General features: G+C 73.5%; 20 protein-coding genes and 1 pseudogene. 17 read left to right on the top strand and 4 right to left on the bottom strand.

Annotated elements, in window-relative coordinates:
• Window positions 1-20: 20 nt before the first annotated feature.
• Window positions 21-953 carry a LysR family transcriptional regulator gene (locus ACIO3R_RS27625; protein WP_385345307.1) on the top strand — a complete coding sequence of 311 codons (933 nt, stop codon included), beginning with the start codon at window positions 21-23 and terminating at the stop codon, window positions 951-953.
• Window positions 954-1,115: 162 nt separating this feature from the next.
• Window positions 1,116-2,090 (top strand): aminoglycoside phosphotransferase family protein, encoded by a 975-nt coding sequence (locus ACIO3R_RS27620; RefSeq protein ID WP_402109511.1) that lies wholly within the window; start codon window positions 1,116-1,118, stop codon window positions 2,088-2,090.
• Between the two features lie 38 nt (window positions 2,091-2,128).
• Here the strand turns inward: ACIO3R_RS27620 and ACIO3R_RS27615 are convergent, their stop codons facing one another.
• Window positions 2,129-2,830 carry a gamma-glutamyl-gamma-aminobutyrate hydrolase family protein gene (locus ACIO3R_RS27615; RefSeq protein ID WP_402109510.1) on the bottom strand — a complete coding sequence of 234 codons (702 nt, stop codon included), beginning with the start codon at window positions 2,828-2,830 and terminating at the stop codon, window positions 2,129-2,131.
• 130 nt (window positions 2,831-2,960) lie between these two features.
• Between ACIO3R_RS27615 and ACIO3R_RS27610 the strand changes: the two genes are divergently transcribed.
• From ACIO3R_RS27610 to ACIO3R_RS27590, 5 genes and pseudogenes are all read left to right on the top strand, one after another.
• A complete protein-coding gene (locus tag ACIO3R_RS27610) occupies window positions 2,961-4,328 on the top strand; it encodes a glutamine synthetase family protein (protein WP_402109508.1) in 1,368 nt (455 codons plus the stop codon).
• An 8-nt stretch (window positions 4,329-4,336) separates the two neighbouring features.
• Window positions 4,337-5,701 (top strand): aldehyde dehydrogenase family protein, encoded by a 1,365-nt coding sequence (locus ACIO3R_RS27605; RefSeq protein WP_385345299.1) that lies wholly within the window; start codon window positions 4,337-4,339, stop codon window positions 5,699-5,701.
• A 6-nt stretch (window positions 5,702-5,707) separates the two neighbouring features.
• The gene (locus tag ACIO3R_RS27600) at window positions 5,708-6,496 is read left to right on the top strand and encodes a 3-oxoacyl-ACP reductase (protein WP_385345297.1); all 789 of its coding nucleotides are present in this window, start codon (window positions 5,708-5,710) and stop codon (window positions 6,494-6,496) included.
• A 37-nt stretch (window positions 6,497-6,533) separates the two neighbouring features.
• A pseudogene (locus tag ACIO3R_RS27595) lies at window positions 6,534-6,599 on the top strand (DUF2510 domain-containing protein); the annotation flags it as partial.
• A 78-nt stretch (window positions 6,600-6,677) separates the two neighbouring features.
• Window positions 6,678-6,881, top strand: coding sequence for a hypothetical protein (locus ACIO3R_RS27590; RefSeq protein WP_402109505.1), 204 nt, complete (start codon window positions 6,678-6,680; stop codon window positions 6,879-6,881).
• An 18-nt stretch (window positions 6,882-6,899) separates the two neighbouring features.
• Here the strand turns inward: ACIO3R_RS27590 and ACIO3R_RS27585 are convergent, their stop codons facing one another.
• On the bottom strand, window positions 6,900-8,102 hold the full coding sequence (locus ACIO3R_RS27585) for an amino acid deaminase/aldolase (protein WP_385036576.1): 1,203 nt from the start codon (window positions 8,100-8,102) through the stop codon (window positions 6,900-6,902).
• A gap of 428 nt (window positions 8,103-8,530) precedes the next feature.
• Here ACIO3R_RS27585 and ACIO3R_RS27580 point away from each other — a divergent pair, with 428 nt between their 5' ends.
• Window positions 8,531-9,415: a hypothetical protein gene (locus ACIO3R_RS27580; RefSeq protein ID WP_402109610.1), complete on the top strand. Its 885-nt coding sequence runs from the start codon at window positions 8,531-8,533 to the stop codon at window positions 9,413-9,415.
• The gene (gene mycP, locus ACIO3R_RS27575; RefSeq protein WP_402109502.1) at window positions 9,412-10,635 is read left to right on the top strand and encodes a type VII secretion-associated serine protease mycosin; all 1,224 of its coding nucleotides are present in this window, start codon (window positions 9,412-9,414) and stop codon (window positions 10,633-10,635) included. The genes ACIO3R_RS27580 and mycP overlap by 4 nt, the downstream gene beginning before the upstream one ends.
• Window positions 10,636-10,679: 44 nt before the next feature.
• Here mycP and ACIO3R_RS27570 read toward each other — a convergent pair whose 3' ends face one another.
• Window positions 10,680-11,603: a serine hydrolase gene (locus tag ACIO3R_RS27570; protein WP_402109500.1), complete on the bottom strand. Its 924-nt coding sequence runs from the start codon at window positions 11,601-11,603 to the stop codon at window positions 10,680-10,682.
• Between the two features lie 86 nt (window positions 11,604-11,689).
• On the opposite strand from ACIO3R_RS27570, the gene ACIO3R_RS27565 reads away from it, so the two are divergent.
• Window positions 11,690-12,466: an SseB family protein gene (locus ACIO3R_RS27565; protein ID WP_385036573.1), complete on the top strand. Its 777-nt coding sequence runs from the start codon at window positions 11,690-11,692 to the stop codon at window positions 12,464-12,466.
• Window positions 12,467-12,680: 214 nt separating this feature from the next.
• Here the strand turns inward: ACIO3R_RS27565 and ACIO3R_RS27560 are convergent, their stop codons facing one another.
• Complete coding sequence (locus ACIO3R_RS27560; RefSeq protein ID WP_385036572.1) at window positions 12,681-13,040, bottom strand: DUF1844 domain-containing protein; 360 nt, start codon at window positions 13,038-13,040, stop codon at window positions 12,681-12,683.
• Between the two features lie 367 nt (window positions 13,041-13,407).
• Between ACIO3R_RS27560 and infC the strand changes: the two genes are divergently transcribed.
• From infC to pheT, 7 genes are all read left to right on the top strand, one after another.
• Window positions 13,408-14,118 (top strand): translation initiation factor IF-3, encoded by a 711-nt coding sequence (infC, locus tag ACIO3R_RS27555; protein WP_221198178.1) that lies wholly within the window; start codon window positions 13,408-13,410, stop codon window positions 14,116-14,118.
• 120 nt (window positions 14,119-14,238) lie between these two features.
• Complete coding sequence (rpmI, locus tag ACIO3R_RS27550; protein ID WP_362966116.1) at window positions 14,239-14,433, top strand: 50S ribosomal protein L35; 195 nt, start codon at window positions 14,239-14,241, stop codon at window positions 14,431-14,433.
• A 108-nt stretch (window positions 14,434-14,541) separates the two neighbouring features.
• A complete protein-coding gene (gene rplT / locus ACIO3R_RS27545; RefSeq protein ID WP_362966114.1) occupies window positions 14,542-14,925 on the top strand; it encodes a 50S ribosomal protein L20 in 384 nt (127 codons plus the stop codon).
• A 140-nt stretch (window positions 14,926-15,065) separates the two neighbouring features.
• Window positions 15,066-15,908, top strand: coding sequence for a TrmH family RNA methyltransferase (locus tag ACIO3R_RS27540; RefSeq protein WP_385036571.1), 843 nt, complete (start codon window positions 15,066-15,068; stop codon window positions 15,906-15,908).
• 122 nt (window positions 15,909-16,030) lie between these two features.
• Window positions 16,031-17,182 (top strand): ATP-binding protein, encoded by a 1,152-nt coding sequence (locus ACIO3R_RS27535; protein WP_402109493.1) that lies wholly within the window; start codon window positions 16,031-16,033, stop codon window positions 17,180-17,182.
• A gap of 192 nt (window positions 17,183-17,374) precedes the next feature.
• A complete protein-coding gene (gene pheS, locus ACIO3R_RS27530; protein WP_362966108.1) occupies window positions 17,375-18,502 on the top strand; it encodes a phenylalanine--tRNA ligase subunit alpha in 1,128 nt (375 codons plus the stop codon).
• Window positions 18,502-21,012 carry a phenylalanine--tRNA ligase subunit beta gene (gene pheT, locus ACIO3R_RS27525; protein ID WP_402109489.1) on the top strand — a complete coding sequence of 837 codons (2,511 nt, stop codon included), beginning with the start codon at window positions 18,502-18,504 and terminating at the stop codon, window positions 21,010-21,012. The genes pheS and pheT overlap by 1 nt, the downstream gene beginning before the upstream one ends.
• Window positions 21,013-21,265: the final 253 nt, after the last annotated feature.

Below are 21,265 nucleotides of genomic sequence, written 5' to 3'. Positions count from 1 at the left end.
TGAGGTCATAAGGTGGACTTATGACCAGTGATGTACCTGCGCTTCTGTCCCACCGGGTGCCCGATCTGGGCGCGCTGGAGCTGCTCCTCGCCGTCGCCCGGCACGGCAGTCTCGGCCGGGCCGCACGCGACGTAGGCATCTCCCAGCCCGCCGCCAGCAGCCGCGTCCGGTCGATGGAACGGCAGCTCGGCCTCGCCCTGCTCGACCGCTCGCCCCGCGGCTCCCGCCTCACCGACGCGGGCGCGCTCGTCACCGACTGGGCACGCCGGGTCGTCGAGGCGGCCGAGGCGTTCGACGCGGGCGCCCAGGCGCTGCGGGACCGGCGCGACTCCAGGCTGCGGGTCGCCGCCTCCATGACCATCGCCGAGTACCTGCTCCCGGGCTGGCTGATCGCCCTGCGGGCCGAACGGCCGGACACCGCCGTCTCCCTGCTCGCCGGCAACTCGTCGGCCGTCGCCCGGCGGCTGCTGACCGGCGAGGCGGACCTGGGGTTCGTCGAGGGCCTGTCGGTGCCCGAGGGCCTCGACGGGACCGTCATCGCCCACGACCGCCTGGTCGTCGTCGTCGCCCCGTCCCACGCCTGGGCCCGCCGCCGCACCCCGCTGACCCCGGGCGAACTCGCCGGGACCCCGCTGATCCTGCGCGAGCACGGCTCCGGCACCCGGCAGGTCCTGGACGCCGCCCTCGCCGTCCACGGCGGACTGGCCCAGCCGCTCCTGGAACTCTCCTCGACCACCGCGGTCAAGGGGGCGGCGGAGAGCGGCGCGGGACCGTGTGTGCTGAGCGAACTGGCCCTCGGCGAGGAGCTGTCGTCCCGGCGGCTGGTCGAGATTCCGATCGCCGGAGTCCGGCTGCGGCGCCAGCTGCGCGCGGTCTGGCCGTCGGGACACCGCCCGACGGGCCCGGCCAGGGACCTGCTCTCCCTGACGCGGTCAGGGCGGCCGGGCGACTGAGCGCGGAGCGCGGCCCCACGGAGCGACGCACGGCCCCGCCCCTCGCGAAACGGCTGTCCCCCGCAAAACGGCTGTCCTAGCGAAACGGCTGTCCCTCGCCAAATGAAATGGCCTTCGTAAAACGGCTGGCCCGCGTTCCGGCCGAGCGGGAAGGATGGGCGGATGACCACGACCGCACCGCCCGCCCGAGGCGTCCGCCACGCGTGGGCCGACCTGCCCGCCGCCGTGCGCCGCGCCGTCGAGGACATCCTCGGCTCACCCGTCGTCGAGGCCCGCAGCCAGAGCGGCGGCTTCTCGCCCGGTGTCGCCGCACGGGTGCGGCTCGCGAACGGCGGGCGGGCCTTCATCAAGGCGGTGAGCGCCGAGGTGAACGCCGGCAGCCCGGACCTGCACCGCGCCGAGGCCCGCCACACCGCCGCCCTCCCGCCGCACGCCCCCGTACCCCGGCTGCTCGGCTCGTACGACGACGGCACCTGCGTCGCGCTCGTCCTGGAGGACATCGAGGGCCGTCAGCCCCGCGTCCCCTGGGACCCCGCCGAACTGGACCGCGTCCTGGCCGCCGTCGGCGCACTCGGCCGCCTCCTCACCCCGGCCACGGCCGACGCGCCCCCCATCGCCCGGCGCGAGGCCTCGATGTTCACCGGCTGGCGGACCCTGCACGCCGCAGGGGGCGACGCCCGCCTCGAACCCTGGGCGGCCCGCCGGCTCGGCGCACTCGCGGAACTGGAGTCCGGCTGGGTGGGGCCCGCCACCGGCGACAGCCTCGTCCACGCCGATCTGCGCGCCGACAACATCCTGCTGACCGAGGACCGGGTCGTCTTCGTCGACTGGCCGCACGCGATGCGCGCCGCACCCTGGTTCGACCTGCTGGCGATGCTGCCGTGCGTCGCGACCCAGGGCGGCCCCGACCCGGAGACCGTCTTCACGGCGCATCCGCTCGGCCGGGACGCCGACCCGGCGGGAGTCACCGCCGTACTCACCGCCCTGACCGGCTACTTCGTGTCGCACTCGCTGCGCCCCGCCCCACCGGGCCTGCCCACGCTGCGGGCGTTCCAGGCGGCCCAGGGCGCGGCCGCGCTGGACTGGCTACGGGGCAGGCTCGGCCACCGGCCCGCCTGGGGAGTGCCCGAGAAGTAGCGTCGGCCGCCCGGACCACGCGGGACGGACCGGACTTCTCAGACATGACCTTGCCGCGCGGCCGCCACCAGCGCCGCCATCACCCGCACGTCGCCGCCCGCCTCCGGATGCCACTGCACCCCGAGCACCCAGCCGGGCCCCGGCAGCTCGACGGCCTCCACCGTGCCGTCCGCCGCATGGGCCGACGCCACCAGACCCGCGCCGAGCCGGTCCGCGGCCTGGTGGTGGTAGGTGGGCACGTCGCAGTCGCCGGGTACCACGGAGGCGTACCGCGTCCCCGGCACCGGCGTCACCGTGTGCGTCCCGAACACCCCCGCCGCCCCGCCGGGGCCCGCGTGCCCGTCCAGATGCTGTGTCAGCGTGCCGCCCAGGACCACGTTCAGCAGCTGCATCCCCCGGCAGATCCCGAGCAACGGGGTGCCCGACTCGAGCGCGGCCCCGATCAGGGCGCTCTCCCAGGCGTCGCGCTCCGGGGCGGGCGGCCCGGTCCGCGGATCGCGCCCGGCCCCGTACTGCTCCGGGTCGACGTCCGGCCCGCCCGCGACCACCACCGCGTCGAGCCGCGCCACCACCGACGCGGCCAGTTCCGGCCCGTCCGGCGGCAGCAGCGCGGCCAGGCCGCCCGCCTCCCGGACCAGCCGGCCGTAGCCGGCCGGCAGCAGGGCCGCGGGCAGGTCCCAGGCCCCCCAGCGCGCCGAGGCCTCCAGATACGTACTGATCCCGATCAGCGGGCGGTTCATCGGATCTCCCTCTCGCACGGCACGCGGAACGCATCGGCACCGTATCCAAATCCCTTGCGCTGCCCATAGATTTGGATCAGTGGCCCGTAGATATGGATCATCCGCCGGCCCGCGAGGAGAGGACCCGTCCGTGTCCGACCGAACAGCCCCGCTCGCCATCGAGGAACTGCGCCTCCTCGTCGACAGCGGTGAGATCGACACCGTGGTCCTGGCCTTCCCCGACATGCAGGGGCGGCTCCAGGGCAAACGCTTCGCCGCCGGCTTCTTCCTCGACGAGGTCGTGCCGCACGGCACCGAGGGCTGCAACTACCTCCTCGCGGTCGACACCGACATGAACACCGTCGACGGCTACGCCATGTCCTCCTGGGACCGCGGCTACGGCGACTTCGCCATGCGCCCCGACCTCGCCACCCTGCGCAGGGTGCCGTGGAACGAGAGCACCGCGATGGTCACCGCCGACCTCGCGTGGAGCGACGGCTCACCCGTCGTCGCCGCGCCCCGCCAGATCCTGCGCCGCCAGCTGGAACGCCTCGCCGAGCACGGCTACACCGCCCACGTCGGCACCGAGCTCGAATTCATCGTCTTCAAGGACACCTACGAACAGGCCTGGGACCGCGGCTACCGCGACCTCACCCCGGTCAACCAGTACAACGTCGACTACTCCGTCCTCGGCACCGGCCGCGTCGAACCCCTGCTGCGCCGCATCCGCAACGAGATGGCGGGCGCCGGCCTCACCGTCGAGTCGGCCAAGGGCGAGTGCAACCCCGGCCAGCACGAGATCGTGTTCCGCTACGACGAGGCCCTGGTCACCTGCGACCAGCACGCCGTCTACAAGACGGGCGCCAAGGAGATCGCCGCGCAGGAAGGCGTCTCGCTCACCTTCATGGCCAAGTTCAACGAGCGCGAGGGCAACTCCTGCCACATCCACCTCTCGCTCCGGTCCACCGGCGACCCCGGACGCAGCGTCATGGCGGACGAGGACGGGGCCATGTCCCCGGTGATGCGGCACTTCCTCGCCGGCCAGCTCGCGGCCCTGCGCGACTTCTCGCTCCTCTACGCCCCGAACATCAACTCCTACAAGCGCTTCCAGCCCGGCTCCTTCGCCCCGACCGCCGTCGCCTGGGGCGAGGACAACCGCACCTGCGCGCTCCGCGTCGTCGGCCACGGCCGGTCCCTGCGCTTCGAGAACCGCCTCCCGGGCGGTGACGTCAACCCGTACCTCGCCGTCGCCGCACTCGTCGCCGCCGGCCTCCACGGCATCGTGCACGGTCTCGAACTGCCCGAGCCCTGCGCGGGAAACGCCTACACCGCCACGTACGACCACGTCCCCACCACCCTGCGCGAGGCCGCCGGGCTCTGGGCGCACAGCGAGATCGCGGAGGCGGCCTTCGGGGCCGAGGCCGTCGCGCACTACGCCAACATGGCACGCGTCGAACTCGAAGCCTTCGACGCGGCGGTGACCGACTGGGAGATCAAGCGCTCCTTCGAACGTCTGTGAGGACTTCCTTGACCCGTGAGCACCACGTACTGAACCCGGCGACGGAAGAACTCGTCGCCACCGTGCCCGCCACCACTGCGGCCGAGGTGGACGCGGCCGTCACCCGGGCGGCCGCCGCCCAGCGGACCTGGGCGGCGCTCGCCCCCGCCGACCGGGCCCGGCTGCTGCGCCGGTTCGCCGCCGCCGTGGACGGCCGCACCGAGGAACTGGCCCGGCTGGAAGTGCGCGAGGCGGGCCACACCCTCGGCAACGCCCGCTGGGAGGCGGGCAACGTCCGCGACCTCCTCGACTACGCCGCCGGGGGAGTGGAACGGCTGAGCGGCCGGCAGATCCCCGTACCCGGCGGCATCGACCTCACCCTGCTCGAACCCCTCGGCGTCATCGGCGTGATCGCCCCCTGGAACTTCCCCATGCCGATCGCCGCCTGGGCGCTCGCCCCGGCCCTCGCGGCGGGTAACGCCGTCGTCCTCAAACCCGCGGAGACCACCCCGCTGACCGCCCTCCGGCTCGCCGGGCTGGCCCTGGAGGCCGGACTGCCCGAACACCTCTTCCAGGTGCTGCCGGGCGCGGGCGACGAGGCGGGCAACGCCCTGGTCGAGCACCCGGACGTCGCCAAGATCGTCTTCACCGGCTCCACCCGGGTCGGCAAGCAGATCATGGCCAAGTGCGCCGAACGCGTGAAGCGGCTCACCCTCGAACTCGGCGGCAAGAGCCCCAACATCGTCTTCGCCGACGCCGACATCGAGGCCGCCGCGGCCGCCGCCCCCATGTCCTTCCTGGACAACGCGGGCCAGGACTGCTGCGCCCGCACCCGGATCCTCGTCCAGCGATCCGTGTACGACCGCTTCCTGGAACTGCTCGCCCCGGCCGTCGCCGCCGTCGTCGTCGGCGACCCGTCCGACGAGAAGACGCAGATGGGCCCGCTCATCTCGCGCGTTCAGCTCGACCGGGTACGCGGGCACGTCCCCGAGGGCGCGGCCGCGATCCGGGGCACCGCGCCCCAGGGCCCCGGCTTCTGGTTCCCGCCGACCGTCCTCACCGACGCCCGGCCCGACGCGCCCGTCGCGACGGAGGAGGTGTTCGGGCCGGTCGCGGTCGTGCTGCCCTTCGAGGACGAGCCGGACGCCGTCCGGCTCGCCAACGCCACGCGCTACGGCCTCGCGGGCTCGCTGTGGACCCGCGACGTGGGGCGCGCGCTGCGCGTCGCGCAGGCCGTCCGGGCGGGGAACCTCTCCGTCAACTCCCACTCCGCGGTCCGCTACTGGACCCCGTTCGGCGGGTACAAGCAGTCCGGCCTCGGCCGGGAACTCGGACCCGACGCCCTCACCGCCTTCACCGAAACCAAGAACGTCTTCCTCAGCACGGAGGCCTGAACCGGTATGACCACGGACAACGCACAGATCTGCCGCCGCCTCGTCGGCCGCACCGCCGTCATCACCGGCGCCGGCAGCGGCATCGGTCTCGCCACCGCCCACCGGCTCGTCTCCGAGGGCGCGCACGTGGTCTGCGGCGACATCGACGAGACCGCGGGCAAGGCGGCCGCCGAAGCGGTCGGCGGCACCTTCGTACAGGTCGACGTGACCGATCCCGGACAGGTCGAGGCGCTGTTCGCGGCGGCGCACGACACCTACGGCTCCGTCGACATCGCCTTCAACAACGCCGGCATCTCGCCGCCCGACGACGACTCCATCCTCACCACCGGCCTGGAGGCCTGGAAACGCGTCCAGGACGTCAACCTCACCTCCGTCTACCTGTGCTGCAGGGCGGCCCTGCCCTACATGCGGCGCCAGGGACGGGGATCGATCATCAACACCGCCTCGTTCGTGGCCAGGATGGGCGCGGCGACCTCCCAGATCTCGTACACCGCCTCCAAGGGCGGGGTGCTCGCGATGTCCCGTGAGCTGGGCGTCCAGTTCGCCCGCGAGGGCATCCGGGTCAACGCGCTGTGCCCCGGGCCGGTCAACACCCCGCTGCTCCGGGAACTGTTCGCCAAGGACCCGGAGCGCGCGGCCCGCCGGCTGGTGCACATTCCGCTCGGCCGGTTCGCCGAGGCGACCGAGATCGCGGCCGCCGTCGCCTTCCTGGCGAGCGACGACTCCTCGTTCGTCAACGCCACCGACTTCCTCGTCGACGGCGGCATCTCCGGCGCGTACGTCACACCCCTGTAGGAGGGCCGCGGCCCCTTGACCAGGCTGGGGCGATGAGCTGTCCGACTCCGCCGGCTGGTATCCGGACACGGCCGCACCCGGCAACGAGCGCTGGTGGGACGGCACTTCATGGACCGTCCACGCCCGCCCGCACACTGCCGCGGCGCACCGGCCCGGCCCCGCGCGGACCGCTTCCCCCGCCGTGCCCGGCCGGGGGAGCGGTGGCGGAAGCGGCCGGACCGTCGCCCTGGTGGTGGCGGGCGCGGTGGTCGTCGTCGTGCGGTACGCCTTCGACGCCGGCCCCGACGGGCCCCGGCTCTCCCTCATGGACACCCTCACCCAGGGCATCCGCCCGATCGGTGACAGCGAGACGAGCGGCGGCGTCGGCAGCTCCGTCGCTCCCTGACGCCGCCCCTCCCCGGGCTCAGAGGAAGGTGCGGCCCTCGCCCCGGTACGTCGGCACGGTCGCCGTCACCCGGTCCCCCTCGATCAGGTGCAACGCGTCGAACCGCTCGCACAGTTCGCCGGCCTTCGCGTGCCGGAACCACACCTTGTCGCCGATCAGCAGATCGTCGGCCGGGGCGCCGAGCAGGGGTGTCTGCACCTCACCGGGGCCCTCCTGCGGGTCGTAACGCAGCCCCTCAGGGAGGTACGGGACCGGCAGCCGGTCCGGTCCGGCCGCACCTGACGCCGGGTAGCCGCCACCGAGCACCGTCACCACGCCCACCCCGGGCCTGCGCACCACCGGCTGGGCGAACAGGGCCGCCGGACGGGCCGTGAACGAGGTGTAGTTGTCGAACAGCCGCGGTACGTAGAGGCCGGAACCGGCCGCGATCTCCGTCACCGCGTGCTCCGCGGCGGTCTGCTGCACACTGCCGGTGCCGCCGCCGTTCACGAACTCCAGGTCCGGTGCCACGGCCCGTACCGCCCGCACCACCTCGGCCCGCCGGACCGCCAGTTCCCGGCGGCCCGCGGCCTGCATCAGCCGGATCGCCCGGGACCGCAGCGGCCGCCCCTCCAACGAGTCGCCGACCCCGGCGATATGGCCCTCGTACGCCATCAGCCCCACCAGCCGGAAACCGGGCCTGCGGGCCACGGACCGGGCCAGCTCGGCCAGTTGGGCGGGGGAGCGCAACGGCGAGCGCAGCGCCCCGATCCTGACCCTGCCGCCGAGCATCCGCAGTGAGGTGTCCAGCTCCAGGCAGACCCGGATCTCCTCGGTGCCCCCGGCGCGTGCCGCGTCGATCAGCTCCAGCTGTGCGTGGTCGTCCACCATCACCGTCACGGCCGCGGCCAGCTTCGGGTCCGCGGCGAGTTCCGCGAAGGCCGTCCGGTCGGCCGACGGGTAGGCCAGCAGCACGTCCTCGAATCCGGCCCGCGCCAGCCACAGCGACTCCGCGAGCGTGAACGACATGATCCCGGCGAAACCGGGCCGTGCGAGCACCCGCTCCAGCAGCGCGCGGCAGCGCACCGACTTGCTCGCCACCCGGATCGGTTTCCCGGCCGCACGGCGTACCAGGTCATCGGCGTTGGCGTCGAACGCCTCCAGATCGACGACGGCGATCGGGGCATCGAGATGGGCGGTGGCCCGGTTGTAGCGGGTCCGGTCAGCGGCGCGGGCAGTCATGGCCGCAGCTTGCCAGACACCTGTACCGCTGGGTAGGGGGACGATCTGCGCAGATCGGTCCGGCGGTCCGCGGCCTGCTCCCCTCAGGGGCACCCCAGCCCGTAGAGTGACGGTCACGCGGCGAGCAACGAGCCTGCCTGTGGCGGCGATCCGCGTGCGGTACGGACGGACCAGGGGGGCTGATGAGTACCGAGGCGCAGCGCGCTCCTGTCCCGCCACGCCCGACCACCCCGCCGCCCGGCCGGGTACCCGGACCCGTCGCGCCCGTACCGCCCGCCGCGGAACCGGCGCCCGCCGCCGAGCCGACCGCCCCGTACCGCCCCGTGCCACCCGTCCCCGCGCACCCGGCGGGGCCCCCCGCCGCTCCGGCCTTCCCGCCGCCCCCCGCCGCGCCTCCCGCGGCGACCCGGCGCCGCCCGGTGGGCGCCGTGGACCTCGGCACACCGCCCCCGTGGACCGACGGCCACGCCGCGCCGCCCGCCTTCCGGCCACCGCACCACCACGCCCCGGCCGAGATGCCGTCCGAGACCACGACCAGGCTCCGCCCCGTGCGGGCCCGGCACCCCTTCAGGACCGCGGCCGCCGCCGTCTGCGTGGTGCTCGGCCTCGGGCTGATCGGCGGGGCCGCCACCGGCAGCTGGCTGATCAGCGACTCCTCGGCCGATCCGGCGGCCCACAGCAGTTACACCGCGGGCCGCGCCGCCTGGCACAGCGTGCCCGTGGACACCCTCTTCCCGCGCACCCTCAAGGGGACCGGCGCGGGACCCGGCGGCTCCGACCGGGTCTGGACCAGGCTCGCCGTCGCCCCGGACAGCGGCTGCACGACGGCACTGGACCCGCTGCTGGTCAAGACGCTCCGCCCGGCCGGCTGCGCCCGGCTGCTGCGCGCCACCTACCGGGACGCGACGTCCAGCAGTGTCACCACGGTCGGACTGCTCTTCACCGAGGGCGACGCCGATGCCATGCGGGCGCTGAGCACCCGGTTCACCGATCAGCACCTCGACGGACGCGCCGACCTGATGCCCCGCGCGTATCCCGTCAGGAACACGCCCGCGGCGGGATTCGGCGACAGGCAGCGCGCCAGCTGGACCGTGCACGTCCTGGCCGAGGTGCCCGTCGTGGTGTTCGCCGTCTCCGGATTCGCCGACGGGCGGACGGTCACCACGCCGCAGCCCGCCGACAAGGCCATGGCCGCGAACGCCACGACGGCCGCCGCCCAGGCCGGGCTCGGCCACGAGGCCAAGGGCCTGGCCGACCGGGTCGAGCGCGGCCTGCGCAGGACCGTCACCGACCTCACGGAGAAGCCCGAGTGACCCGAGTGCCCGGAGCGACCCGCCGTGCCCGTCACCGCCGCGTCGTCGCGGCGCTCTGCGCCGCCACCGCGTTCGCGCTGCTGCCCGCGTCACCGGCGCGGGCGGACACCATCCGGGCGCAGCAGTGGGGCCTGGACGCGCTCCACACCGAGCAGGCCTGGCAGACCACCCGGGGCAAGGGGATCACCGTCGCCGTCGTCGACACCGGGGTGGACGGCAGCCTGCCCGACCTGGCGGGCCAGGTACTGCCCGGCAAGGACATGATCGGCTTCGGCGCCGGGCGCGGCGACCGGTCGTGGGCACGGCACGGCACCGCGATGGCCGGGATCATCGCCGGCCGGGGCCACGGGGACGGGAACGCCGACGGGGTGCTCGGCATCGCGCCGCAGGCGAAGATCCTCCCGGTCCGGGTCATCCTGGAGGCGAGCGACCCGGACCGGGCCAAGGCCCGCAAGTCCCGCGGCACGGCCCTCGCCGACGGCATCCGCTGGGCCGCGGACCACGGCGCCGACGTCATCAACCTCTCCCTGGGCGACGACAGCGAGTCCGCCCATCCGGAGCCCGGTGAGGACGCCGCCGTCCAGTACGCGCTGAAGAAGGGCGCGGTCGTCGTCGCGTCGTCCGGCAACGGGGGCGAGAAGGGCGACCACATCTCCTACCCCGCCGCCTACCCCGGAGTGATCGCCGTCGCCGCCGTCGACCGGTACGGCACGCACGCCTCGTTCTCCACCCGCCGCTGGTACGCCGCCGTGAGCGCCCCCGGGGTCGACATCGTCGTCCCCGCCCCCGACCGGCAGTACTACGTGGAGTGGGGCACCTCGGCAGCCTCCGCGTTCGTCTCCGGCGCGGTCGCGCTGGTCCGTGCCGCCCACCCGGGCCTGCCGCCCGCCCAGATCAAGAAGCTCCTCACGGACACCGCGCGCAGCTCCCCCTCGGACGGCAGGGACGACGCCCGGGGCTACGGCATCGTGGACCCGGCCGCGGCCATCAAGGCGGGCGCCGCGCTCCGCCCCGACGGGCTCCGCTCCGACTCCACGGACTCCACCGCGGCCGGCTACCGCAAGCGGTACTTCGGACCTGGCCCCACCCCGCCCCGCAAGGGCGACGGCCCCGCGGGCTGGCTCGCCCCGGCGGCGGGCGGCCTGGGCGCGGTCCTGCTCGCACTGGCCGTGGTGCTGTGGCGCGGTCGCAACGGCCGGCCGGTGTTCGCGCGCCGCTGACGGACGCACCGCTCGGGCGGGCTCCCGCCGCGGCGACAGGACACTCAGTCCGCGGCGCTCAGCACCCCGACCGCCGCCCTCGCCGCCGACTCGACGAGCGCGATCCCCGACTCCTCGGTCCGCTGGCCGCCGGAGAGCACCGCCACCAGATAGGTGTGTCCGCCGGCCGTCACCCGCCCGATGCTGTTGATGTTCCACAGCCCGGTGGCGGTCCGCGGCATCCAGCCGTTCTTGAGCGCCCAGCCGCTGCCCGCGGCCGACACCCCCCACTGCTGGTCGGCCTCGACCCGCTCCATCAGCCCCCGCAGATACGTACGGGAATCCGCGCTCAGCGCCGTACCCGCATCCGTACCGAACACGGCCTCCAGCAGCGTCAGCTGATCGGCCGCGGTCGTCCGGGTCAGCCCCCAGGCGTGCGCGGCGGTCGTCGAGGTGAGCCCGAGCCGCTCATTGGCGGCGTCGAGTCCCGCCGCACCACCGACCGCCGCCAGCAGCGCGGTGGCGGAGTCGTTGTCGCTGTTCTCGATCATCGTCACCGCGTGGCCGCGTTCACCGGCGGTCAGCTCACGCTCCTCGTCCTGGGCCCGGAGCAGCAGCGCCGCCAGAATGTCGACCTTGACGATGCTCGCGGTCTCGTACGCCGCGTCCGCACCCCCGTAGACCGCACGCGCCCCGCTCCCGCTGTCCAGCACGGCCACCGACACGGCGGCCCCGTCCGCGCCGGCCAGCAGCGGCTCGACGGCCCCGGCCAGTTCCGCGTCGAGATCCACCGCAGGCTCCTCGCTCGTCGGCTCCGTGACCGGTGCGGTCGCGGCCGGGGACACGGACGATACGGAAGCCACGGCGGCGGGCGCGTGATCCGGTGACCGGCCGGCCAGATACGCGCCGCCGGCGGCCGAGCCGGCCAGCAGGACCGCGGCCGTCACGGACGCGGACAGGGCGGAGCGGCGGATTCTGTGTCGGGGCATGGTCCGCACGCTAGGAACCCAGGCTGGGAACCGGCTGAGACAGACCTGTCGGCCGGATGAGAATGGCCAGGTACTACCCTCGCCCTGTGGCGCAGAAGAACATTCCGGACCCCGGATACTCCGACGACGACGGCACGGCCGACCCCGCCCTGACCGCGGCCCTGGCCGCCTGGGCCGAGAACCGCGAGGCCGTCGGCCCGGTGCTCGCAGCGCTCAGGGGGGCCCGGCTGCTGGTCCCCGTGGTGGCCGTCCTCGGCGAGGTGGAGGAGGACGTCGAGGTGAGCCGCCCGGCGTCCGGCACGGGCGGGGGCAAGAGCCCGGTGGGCGGGCTGCGCCGGGAGAAGACGAGCGACATGGCCGTCCCCACCCTCCAGGCCGGCGACCGCCGCGCCCTGCCCGCCTTCACCTCCACCGCCTCACTGGCCCGCTGGGACCCGCGGGCCCGCCCCGTCGCCGTACCCCTGCACCAGGCACTCCAGGCCGCCGTGCACGAGAAGGCGGACACGGTGGTCCTCGACCTCGCGGGTCCGGTGGCCTTCGAGGTGACCGGCTCCGCCCTGCTGGCCCTCGCGGAGGGCCGTACCAGCGCCGACCCGCTGGACGACCCCGCCGTCACCTCGGCGGTACGGGACGCCGTCGCCGCGGAACCCGCGGTGCTCCGAGCCCACCTCGGTCCGGGCCGCGCCGACGGCATCCTCGCCCTGGTACTGGCGGCGGACGCCGACCCCGCGGAGGCGGCGGGACGGGTCGCGCGGTCGCTGGCGGCCAGCGAGGTGCTGCGGGCCCGGCTGGTGCGCGGGCTCGACCTGGCGCTGCTCCCCGCCGACGCGAACGCACCGGGTGACGCCCTGTTCACTCGCTGATCGCCTCACCGGCCCAGGACGCGCGACGGTGCGCCGGGTCGGAGCGTCGCGGAACCGGGGTGACGTACTGGATCGCGTGGCGCGTGGGCGGCGTCGTCGGCGCCACGCTGCTGTTCCCGCCGGCCAGGCAGGCCGCGGAGGTCTGAGCCGCGGTCCCGGAAGCGGTGAGCCCCCGCCGCGGGGCGGGGGCTCACGGTTGTGGAAGGGGTGCGGCTCAGCCGAAGACCGGGCCGGTGTACTTCTCGCCGGGGCCCTGGCCGGGCTCGTCCGGTACGAGGGAGGCCTCGCGGAACGCCAGCTGGAGCGACTTCAGGCCGTCGCGCAGCGGAGCCGCGTGGAAGGAGCTGATCTCGGTGGTGCTCGCGTCGAGCAGACCGGCCAGCGCGTGGACCAGCTTGCGGGCCTCGTCGAGGTCCTTGTGCTCGTCGTCCTCGGTCAGTCCGAGTTTCACGGCGGCGGCGCTCATCAGGTTGACCGCGACCGTCACGATCACCTCGACCGCCGGCACCTCCGCGATGTCGCGGGCCATTTCGTCGAAGCCGGGGGAATCAGTGGTGGGGGTCGTGTCGCTCATGCCCCATACGATAGGCCCACGGCCCGGTGCCCTCCTCCCCGGGAGCCGCACCCCTGACCCCAGGAGTCACGGCCTCGTGCGCGAGGTTCGCACCACCCCGGGGGAGCTGCTAACCTTGTGTAACGACCGGCTGGGCATCTATGTGCCCGGCCCACAAGTGGAGGCTCCGATCTCCCACCTGACCGTCCCCTGGACGGCGGGTCACCGGTCAGGTGGCGCCCATCGTTCCGTACGGACGATGGAGCCGCCCGATGCGCCCCGCGGTTGACCGCGGCGGTGTTCCGGTTTTTCCAGGAGCCCCGCCTGTGTCCCGTCCGGGGCATTTTTCTTGGCCTCTGCACGGTTGGTCTGTCGAAACAGACGTTACGTGGCTGTCCGCCAGGCGGCCGCGTGGTGCTACCGAGGAGGATCCATCAGCGCCGAGCCCCGCATCAACGACCGGATTCGCGTACCCGAGGTGCGACTTGTCGGTCCCAGTGGCGAGCAGGTCGGGATTGTCCCGCTTGCCAAGGCCCTGGAACTTGCACAGGAGTACGACCTCGACCTGGTCGAGGTGGCGGCTACCGCCCGTCCGCCCGTGTGCAAGCTCATGGACTACGGGAAGTTCAAGTACGAGTCGGCCATGAAGGCCCGTGAGGCGCGCAAGAACCAGGCGCACACGGTCATCAAGGAGATGAAGCTCCGGCCGAAGATCGACCCGCACGACTATGACACCAAGAAGGGTCACGTCGTCCGGTTCCTCAAGCAGGGCGACAAGGTCAAGATCACGATCATGTTCCGTGGTCGTGAGCAGTCCCGCCCCGAGCTGGGCTTCCGACTGCTCCAGCGTCTCGCTTCCGACGTGGAGGAACTCGGCTTCATCGAGTCCAACCCGAAACAGGACGGCCGGAACATGATCATGGTTCTTGGCCCGCACAAGAAGAAGACCGAAGCCATGGCCGAGGCCCGCGAGGCCCAGGCCGCCCGCAAGGCGGAGCGTCAGGGGTACACCCCGGACGCCGAGGCTGCGGACGAGGCTGCGGAGGCTCCGGCCGAAGCGTCCTCCGAGGCTCCGGCCGAGACACCCTCCGAGGCGTGACCTCCTGGGGCCGCCATCCAGGCGCCCCCGGGTCCCCCCGGAATCCCACCAAGATCTGACGCCCCTGTGGCCCGGTGCCCGCACCGGGAGGGGCGCCACTGACGAGGAGAGAACGGCGCGATGCCGAAGAACAAGACGCACAGCGGTGCCAGCAAGCGCTTCAAGATCACCGGCTCCGGCAAGGTGCTCCGCGAGAGGGCCGGCAAGCGCCACCTTCTCGAGCACAAGTCGTCCAAGAAGACCCGCTCGCTGTCCGGCACGGTCGTCGTGGCTCCGGCCGACGCCAAGAAGATCAAGAAGCTTCTCGGCAAGTGAGGCCGTCGCCCCCGGCGAAAGCCGGGAGCGCGCCCTCGATCCGACCGGGACCAATTCGTTTCCGGGCCGTGTGAGTACGACCACGGCCCCGCTACAAGGAGTTAACAAGTGGCACGCGTCAAGCGGGCAGTAAACGCCCACAAGAAGCGCCGGGCGACCCTCGAGGCCGCCAAGGGCTACCGCGGTCAGCGCTCGCGCCTGTACCGCAAGGCCAAGGAGCAGGTCACCCACTCCCTGGTCTACAACTACAACGACCGCAAGAAGCGCAAGGGCGACTTCCGTCGGCTGTGGATCCAGCGCATCAACGCCGCTGCCCGCCAGAACGGCATGACGTACAACCGCCTCATCCAGGGTCTGAACGCCGCCAACATCGAGGTGGACCGCAAGATCCTGGCCGAGCTCGCGGTCAACGACGCCAACGCGTTCGCCGCCCTCGTCGAGGTTGCCCAGAAGGCCCTCCCGAGCGACGTCAACGCCCCGAAGGCCGCCTGACCCAGGGCCGCACTTCCTGGTATTGAGCCGGACCCGCAGGCGCTCGCCGTCTGCGGGTCCGGTGCGTTGCACCACCCGCACCCTCGTCAGGTGCGCCGCACGACCGGACCTTCGTACCGCAGAGAGGCTCGCCGCCGACCATGGGCACCCCCGAACTGATCTCCCCGCGATCGCCACGGGTCGCCGCCGCCCGACGGCTGGCCAGGCGCAACTTCCGCGGCAAGGAGCGCAGGTTCATCGCCGAGGGGCCACAGGCCGTGCGCGAGGCCGCGGAGCACCGCGGCAGCGACGGCGAGGCGACCCTCGTCGAGCTCTTCGCCACCGTCGAGGCCGCCGAGCGGTACGAGTCCATCATCGACGCGGCCCTCGCGGCGGGCGCCCGGGTCCACCTCGCCGACAGCGAGGTGCTCGCCGACGTGTCGCAGACCGTGACCCCGCAGGGGCTGATCGGCGTCTGCCGCTTCCTCGACTCGCCCTTCGAGTCGATCCTCGCCGCACGCCCCGCACTGGTCGCCGTCCTGGCGAACGTCCGCGACCCCGGCAACGCCGGTACGGTGCTGCGCTGCGCCGACGCTGCGGGCGCCGACGCCGTCGTCCTCACCGACGCCTCCGTGGACCTCTACAACCCCAAGTCCGTGCGCGCGTCGGTCGGTTCGCTCTTCCACCTGCCGGTCGCCGTCGGGGTGCCGGTCGAACAGGCCGTGCGGGGGCTGCGGGAGGCGGGGGTACGGATCCTCGCCGCCGACGGCGCGGGCGAGGACGACCTCGACGACGAGCTCGACGCGGGCACCATGGGCGGCCCCACCGCCTGGGTCTTCGGCAACGAGGCCTGGGGCCTGCCGGAGGAGACCCGGGCCCTGGCCGACGCCGTCGTGCGGGTGCCGATCCACGGCAAGGCGGAGAGCCTCAACCTCGCCACCGCCGCCGCCGTCTGCCTGTACGCCTCCGCGCGCGCCCAGCGCCCGCGCCGCAGCGCCGGCTGACCCGCCCCGGACGGCCGCTCCCCGGCGGAGCGCCCCGCAGGGTGTCGCTCCGTCACCGACGCCTAGTAGGGTGACGAACTCGGGGGCCCACTGCACCGGTTCGAGAGGTGGGGTACGGGAATATGGCTGTCGGCATGAGCGGACCGCAGACGACACACGCGCCCGATGTGCGCGCCGCCGCGGACCCGGACGGGGTGTCCGTCCCGCACATCGGACCCGGTGACCAGCCGCTGGATCCCGACGACCTTCCCGACGGTCTCGTCGTCGCGGACGAGACCGGCCGGGTCATCTGCTTCAACGCCGCCGCCGCACGGATCACCGCCATGCCCAGGGCCGCCGCCCTCGGCCGCCCGCTGGAGCACGCGCTGCCGCTGGAGGACCTCAAGGGCCGCCGCTGGTGGGAGCTGACCGACCCCTACGGCGGCCTCGCCACCCGGGTCGGCCAGCCCGAACGGAATCTGCTGCTGCCCGGCGGCCGCGAGGTCCTCGTCTCCGCACGCTACGTACGCGAGAGCCCGACCGGGCCCGTCCGCCGGCTGGTGATCAGCCTGCGCGGCACCGAGGCCCGCCGCCGCACCGAGCGCAGCCACGCCGAACTGATCGCCACCGTCGCCCACGAGCTGCGCTCGCCGCTGACCTCCGTCAAGGGCTTCACCGCCACGCTGCTCGCCAAGTGGGAGCGGTTCACGGACGACCAGAAGCGGCTGATGCTGGAGACCGTCTACGCCGACGCCAACCGGGTCACCCGGCTCATCACGGAACTGCTCGACATCTCCCGGATCGACTCGGGGCGCCTGGAGCTGCGCCGCCAGCCCGTCGACCTCTCGGCCGCGGTGGAGCGCCACATCCAGGCCCTCACCGCGAACGGCCAGGAGCCGGACCGCTTCCTCGTCCGCACCTGCCAGCCGCTGCCCGCCGTCTGGGCCGACCCGGACAAGGTCGACCAGGTGCTCGGCAACCTGCTGGAAAACGCGGTGCGCCACGGCGAGGGAACCGTCACCATCGAGGTGGCACCCGCACCGGCCAAGAGCGACGAGAAGGGAACGGCCGTCACCGTGAGCGACGAAGGCACCGGTATCCCCGAGGAGTCGATGGGCCGCGTCTTCACCCGCTTCTGGCGGGGGAGCAAACGCGGTGGCACGGGCCTGGGCCTCTACATCGTGAAGGGCATCGTCGAGGCGCACGGCGGCACGATCACGGTCGGCCGCGGCCCCGGCGGCGGCGCCGAGTTCCGATTTATCCTGCCCGTGAGCACGCCGGCCTACATGAAGTAGCGGGGCCGGGGCGGACCACGGGCGGCCCACACATCCCGCGACCCTTAGACTCGACCCTTGGCACCTTTGTGTCCTCCGGGCGTCGAGCGGGGCCACGGAGGTCCGGGGTATACCCCGGTAACGGCCTGATCCGCTCTCCATCGCGCACCAGGTCGTCAGCGCAGTACCCGCCAATCGGAAGTACGGGAAGAGATGTCGGCACCGAACAAGTCGTACGACCCAGTCGAGGTCGAGGCACTGAAACCGGAAGAGATCGAGCGCATCCGGGACGAGGCGTTCGCCGCCTTCGCCGCCGCGGGCGACCTCGACGCGCTCGCCCAGGCGAAGACCGCGCACACCGGTGGTACCTCGCCCCTGTCGCTCGCCAACCGCGAGATCGGCGCACTGCCGCCGCAGGCCAAGGCCGAGGCGGGCAAGCGCGTGGGCCAGGCCCGCGCCGCCGTGGGCAGGGCGCTCGCCGCCCGCCAGGCGGAGCTGGAGGCCGAGCGGGACGCCCGGGTCCTGGTCGAGGAGGCGGTGGACGTCACGCTGCCCTACGACCGCACCCCGGCCGGCGCCCGCCACCCGCTGACGACGATCATGGAGCGCGTCGCCGACGTCTTCGTGGCCATGGGCTACGAGGTCGCCGAGGGCCCCGAGGCCGAGGCCGAGTGGTTCAACTTCGACGCCCTGAACTTCGTGCCCGACCACCCGGCCCGGCAGATGCAGGACACCTTCTTCGTCGAGGGCGCCGACGGCGCGAAGAACGACGAGTCCGGTGTCGTCCTGCGCACCCACACCTCGCCGGTCCAGGCCCGCACGCTGCTCGACCGCGAGCCCCCCGTCTACGTCGTCTGCCCCGGCCGGGTCTACCGGACCGACGAGCTGGACGCGACGCACACCCCGGTCTTCCACCAGATCGAGCTGCTCGCCGTCGACGAGGGCCTCACCATGGCCGATCTGAAGGGCACCCTCGACCACATGGTCCAGGCGCTCTTCGGCCCGGACATGAAGACCCGGCTGCGGCCGAACTTCTTCCCGTTCACCGAGCCGTCCGCCGAGATGGACATGGTCTGCTACGTCTGCCGCGGCGAGTCCGTCGGCAACCCGGACCGCCCCTGCCGCACCTGCGGCAGCGAGGGCTGGATCGAGCTCGGCGGCTGCGGCATGGTCAACCCCAAGGTGCTCATCGCCTGCGGCGTCGACCCCCGGAAGTACAGCGGATTCGCCTTCGGGTTCGGCATCGAGCGGATGCTCATGTTCCGCCACAACGTAGAAGACATGCGAGACATGGTCGAGGGTGACGTCCGGTTCACCCGGCCCTTCGGGATGGAGATCTGATGCGCGTCCCGCTTTCCTGGCTGCGGGAGTACGTCGACCTGCCTGCCACCGAGACCGGCCGTGATGTACAGGCCAAGCTCGTCGCCGTCGGCCTGGAGGTCGAGACGGTCGAGCAGATCGGCGCCGGCCTCAAGGGCCCGCTGGTCGTCGGAAAGGTACTGACCATCGAGGAGCTGGAGGGCTTCAAGAAGCCCATCCGCTTCTGCACGGTGGACGTCGGCACCGCCAACGGCACCGGCGAGCCGCAGGAGATCGTCTGCGGAGCCCGTAACTTCGCCGTCGGCGACAAGGTCGTCGTGGTCCTGCCCGGCGCCGTGCTGCCCGGTGACTTCGCGATCGCCGCGCGCAAGACGTACGGCAAGACCTCGCACGGCATGATCTGCTCCACCGACGAGCTCGGCATGGGCGACGACGGCACCCAGGGCATCATCGTGCTGCCGCCGGAGCACGAGGCCGGCACCGACGCGATCGAGCTGCTCCAGCTCGTCGACGAGGTCCTCGACATCGCCGTCACGCCCGACCGCGGCTACTGCCTCTCGATGCGCGGCGTCGCCCGTGAGACCGCCATCGCCTACGGCCTGCCGCTGCGCGACCCGGCCCTCCTCGACGTGCCCGCGCCGAACGCGTACGGCTACCCGGTCGAGGTCGCGGACCCGGTCGGCTGCTCCCGCTTCACCGCGCGCACCGTGGTCGGCCTTCAGCCCGAGACCCGCTCCCCGATCTGGATGCAGCGCCGGCTCCAGAAGGCCGGGATGCGGCCGATCTCGCTCGCGGTCGACGTCACCAACTACGTGATGCTCGAACTCGGCCAGCCGCTGCACGCCTACGACCGGACCCGCGTCGACGGTCCGATCGGGGTGCGCCGCGCCCACCAGGGCGAGAAGCTCACCACCCTCGACGGCACCGTCCGCGTCCTGGACGCGGCCGACCTCGTCATCACCGACAACCGCGGGCCGATCGGCCTGGCGGGCGTCATGGGCGGGGCCAACACGGAGATCGCGGACGCCGCGGAAGGCACCCGCACCACCGAGGTCGTCATCGAGGCCGCGCACTTCGACGCGATCTCGATCGCCCGCACCGCGCGCCGCCACAAGCTGTCCTCCGAGGCGTCCAAGCGCTTCGAGCGCGGCGTCGACCCCGAGGCCGCCGCCGCTGCCGCGCAGCGCACCGTCGACCTGCTGGTGCTGCTCGCCGGTGGCACCGCGGAGGCGGGCGTCACCGAGGTGACCGCCCCGTCCGGACCGCGCACCATCACCATGGCGGCCGACCACCCCGACAGGGTGGCCGGTGTCGCCTACGGCCGCGAGACCGTCGTACGCCGCCTCCAGGAGGTCGGCTGCGACGTCTACGGACAGGACGAGCTGCTCGTCACCGCACCGTCCTGGCGGCCCGACCTGGGCGAGCCGAACGACCTGGCAGAAGAGGTCATCCGGCTGGAGGGTTACGAGAACCTCCCCTCCACGCTCCCGACACCGCCGTCCGGCCGCGGGCTCACCGAGCGCCAGCGGCTGCACCGCAGGATCGGCCGGGCGCTCGCCGCCGCCGGATACGTCGAGGCGCTGAACTACCCGTTCACCGGCGAGGCGGTCCTGGACCAGCTGGGCCTGGACGCCGACGACGACCGCCGCCGTACGGTCCGCCTCGTCAACCCGCTCTCCGACGAGGAGCCGTCGCTGCGCACCACGCTGCTGCCGGGCCTCCTCGGCGCACTGCGGCGCAACGACGGCCGCGGCAGCCACGACCTCGCGCTCTTCGAGACCGGTCTCGTCTTCCGGCCCACCGGCCAGGAGACCAAGCCTGTCCGGCTGCCCGTCGACCGGCGCCCTTCCGACGAGGAGATCGCCGCGCTCGACGCCGCGCTGCCGCGCCAGCCGCGCCACGCCGCCGTCGTCCTCGCGGGCGCCCGCGAGCAGGCCGGCTGGTGGGGCAAGGGCCGCCCGGCCGACTGGGCGGACTCCGTCGAGGCCGCCCGCACCATCGCCCGGGAGGCAGGTGTCGAGCTCACGGTCCGCGCCGGCCGGTACGCCCCGTGGCACCCCGGCCGCTGCGCCGCGCTGTACGTCACGGTCGACGGCGAGGAGACCCTGTTCGGGCACGCCGGTGAGCTGCACCCGCGGGTCATCAAGGAGCTCCACCTGCCCGAGCGCACCTGCGCCATGGAGGTCGGGCTCGACGTCCTGGAGCAGGCCGTCGACGGCGCCCTCCAGGCACCCCGGATCTCCACCTTCCCGGTGGCGACCCAGGACGTGGCGCTGGTCGTCGGGCAGGACGTGCCGGCCGCGGAGGTGGAGCAGGCGCTCCGCGAGGGCGCGGGCGAACTCCTCGAATCGCTGCGGCTGTTCGACGTCTTCACGGGTGAGCAGATCGGCGGGGGCCACAAGTCCCTGGCGTACGCGCTGCGGTTCCGTGCCGCGGACCGCACGCTGACCGTCGAGGAGGCCACCGCGGCCCGGGACGCCGCGGTGGCACTGGCCGCCGAGCGCACGGGCGCGGCGCTGCGCGGCGCGTAACGCCGCACGCGGTTCCACGCACGGTGAGGAGGGGCGTATCCGGTCACCGGATACGCCCCTCCTGTGTGCTCGCCCGGAGGCGGCGGACCGCACACGGGCCCGCACCGGGTCCGGGGGAACCCGGTGCCCGGCCGACCCCGCAGCCACCCTCCGATCCGTGGGCAGTGGGTCGTGCGATCCGGCGCCGTCCGCGCTGCCGCGGAGCGTCGGGCAGGTCGGCAGAGCGGACGGCGCGCGTACGGGTCGTCGTGCT

This window comes from Streptomyces sp. NPDC087428 (assembly GCF_044744085.1).
Lineage (GTDB): Bacteria > Actinomycetota > Actinomycetes > Streptomycetales > Streptomycetaceae > Streptomyces.
Note: the sequence above shows the minus strand (reverse complement) of the source record. Positions and strands in the feature narration are given on the sequence as shown.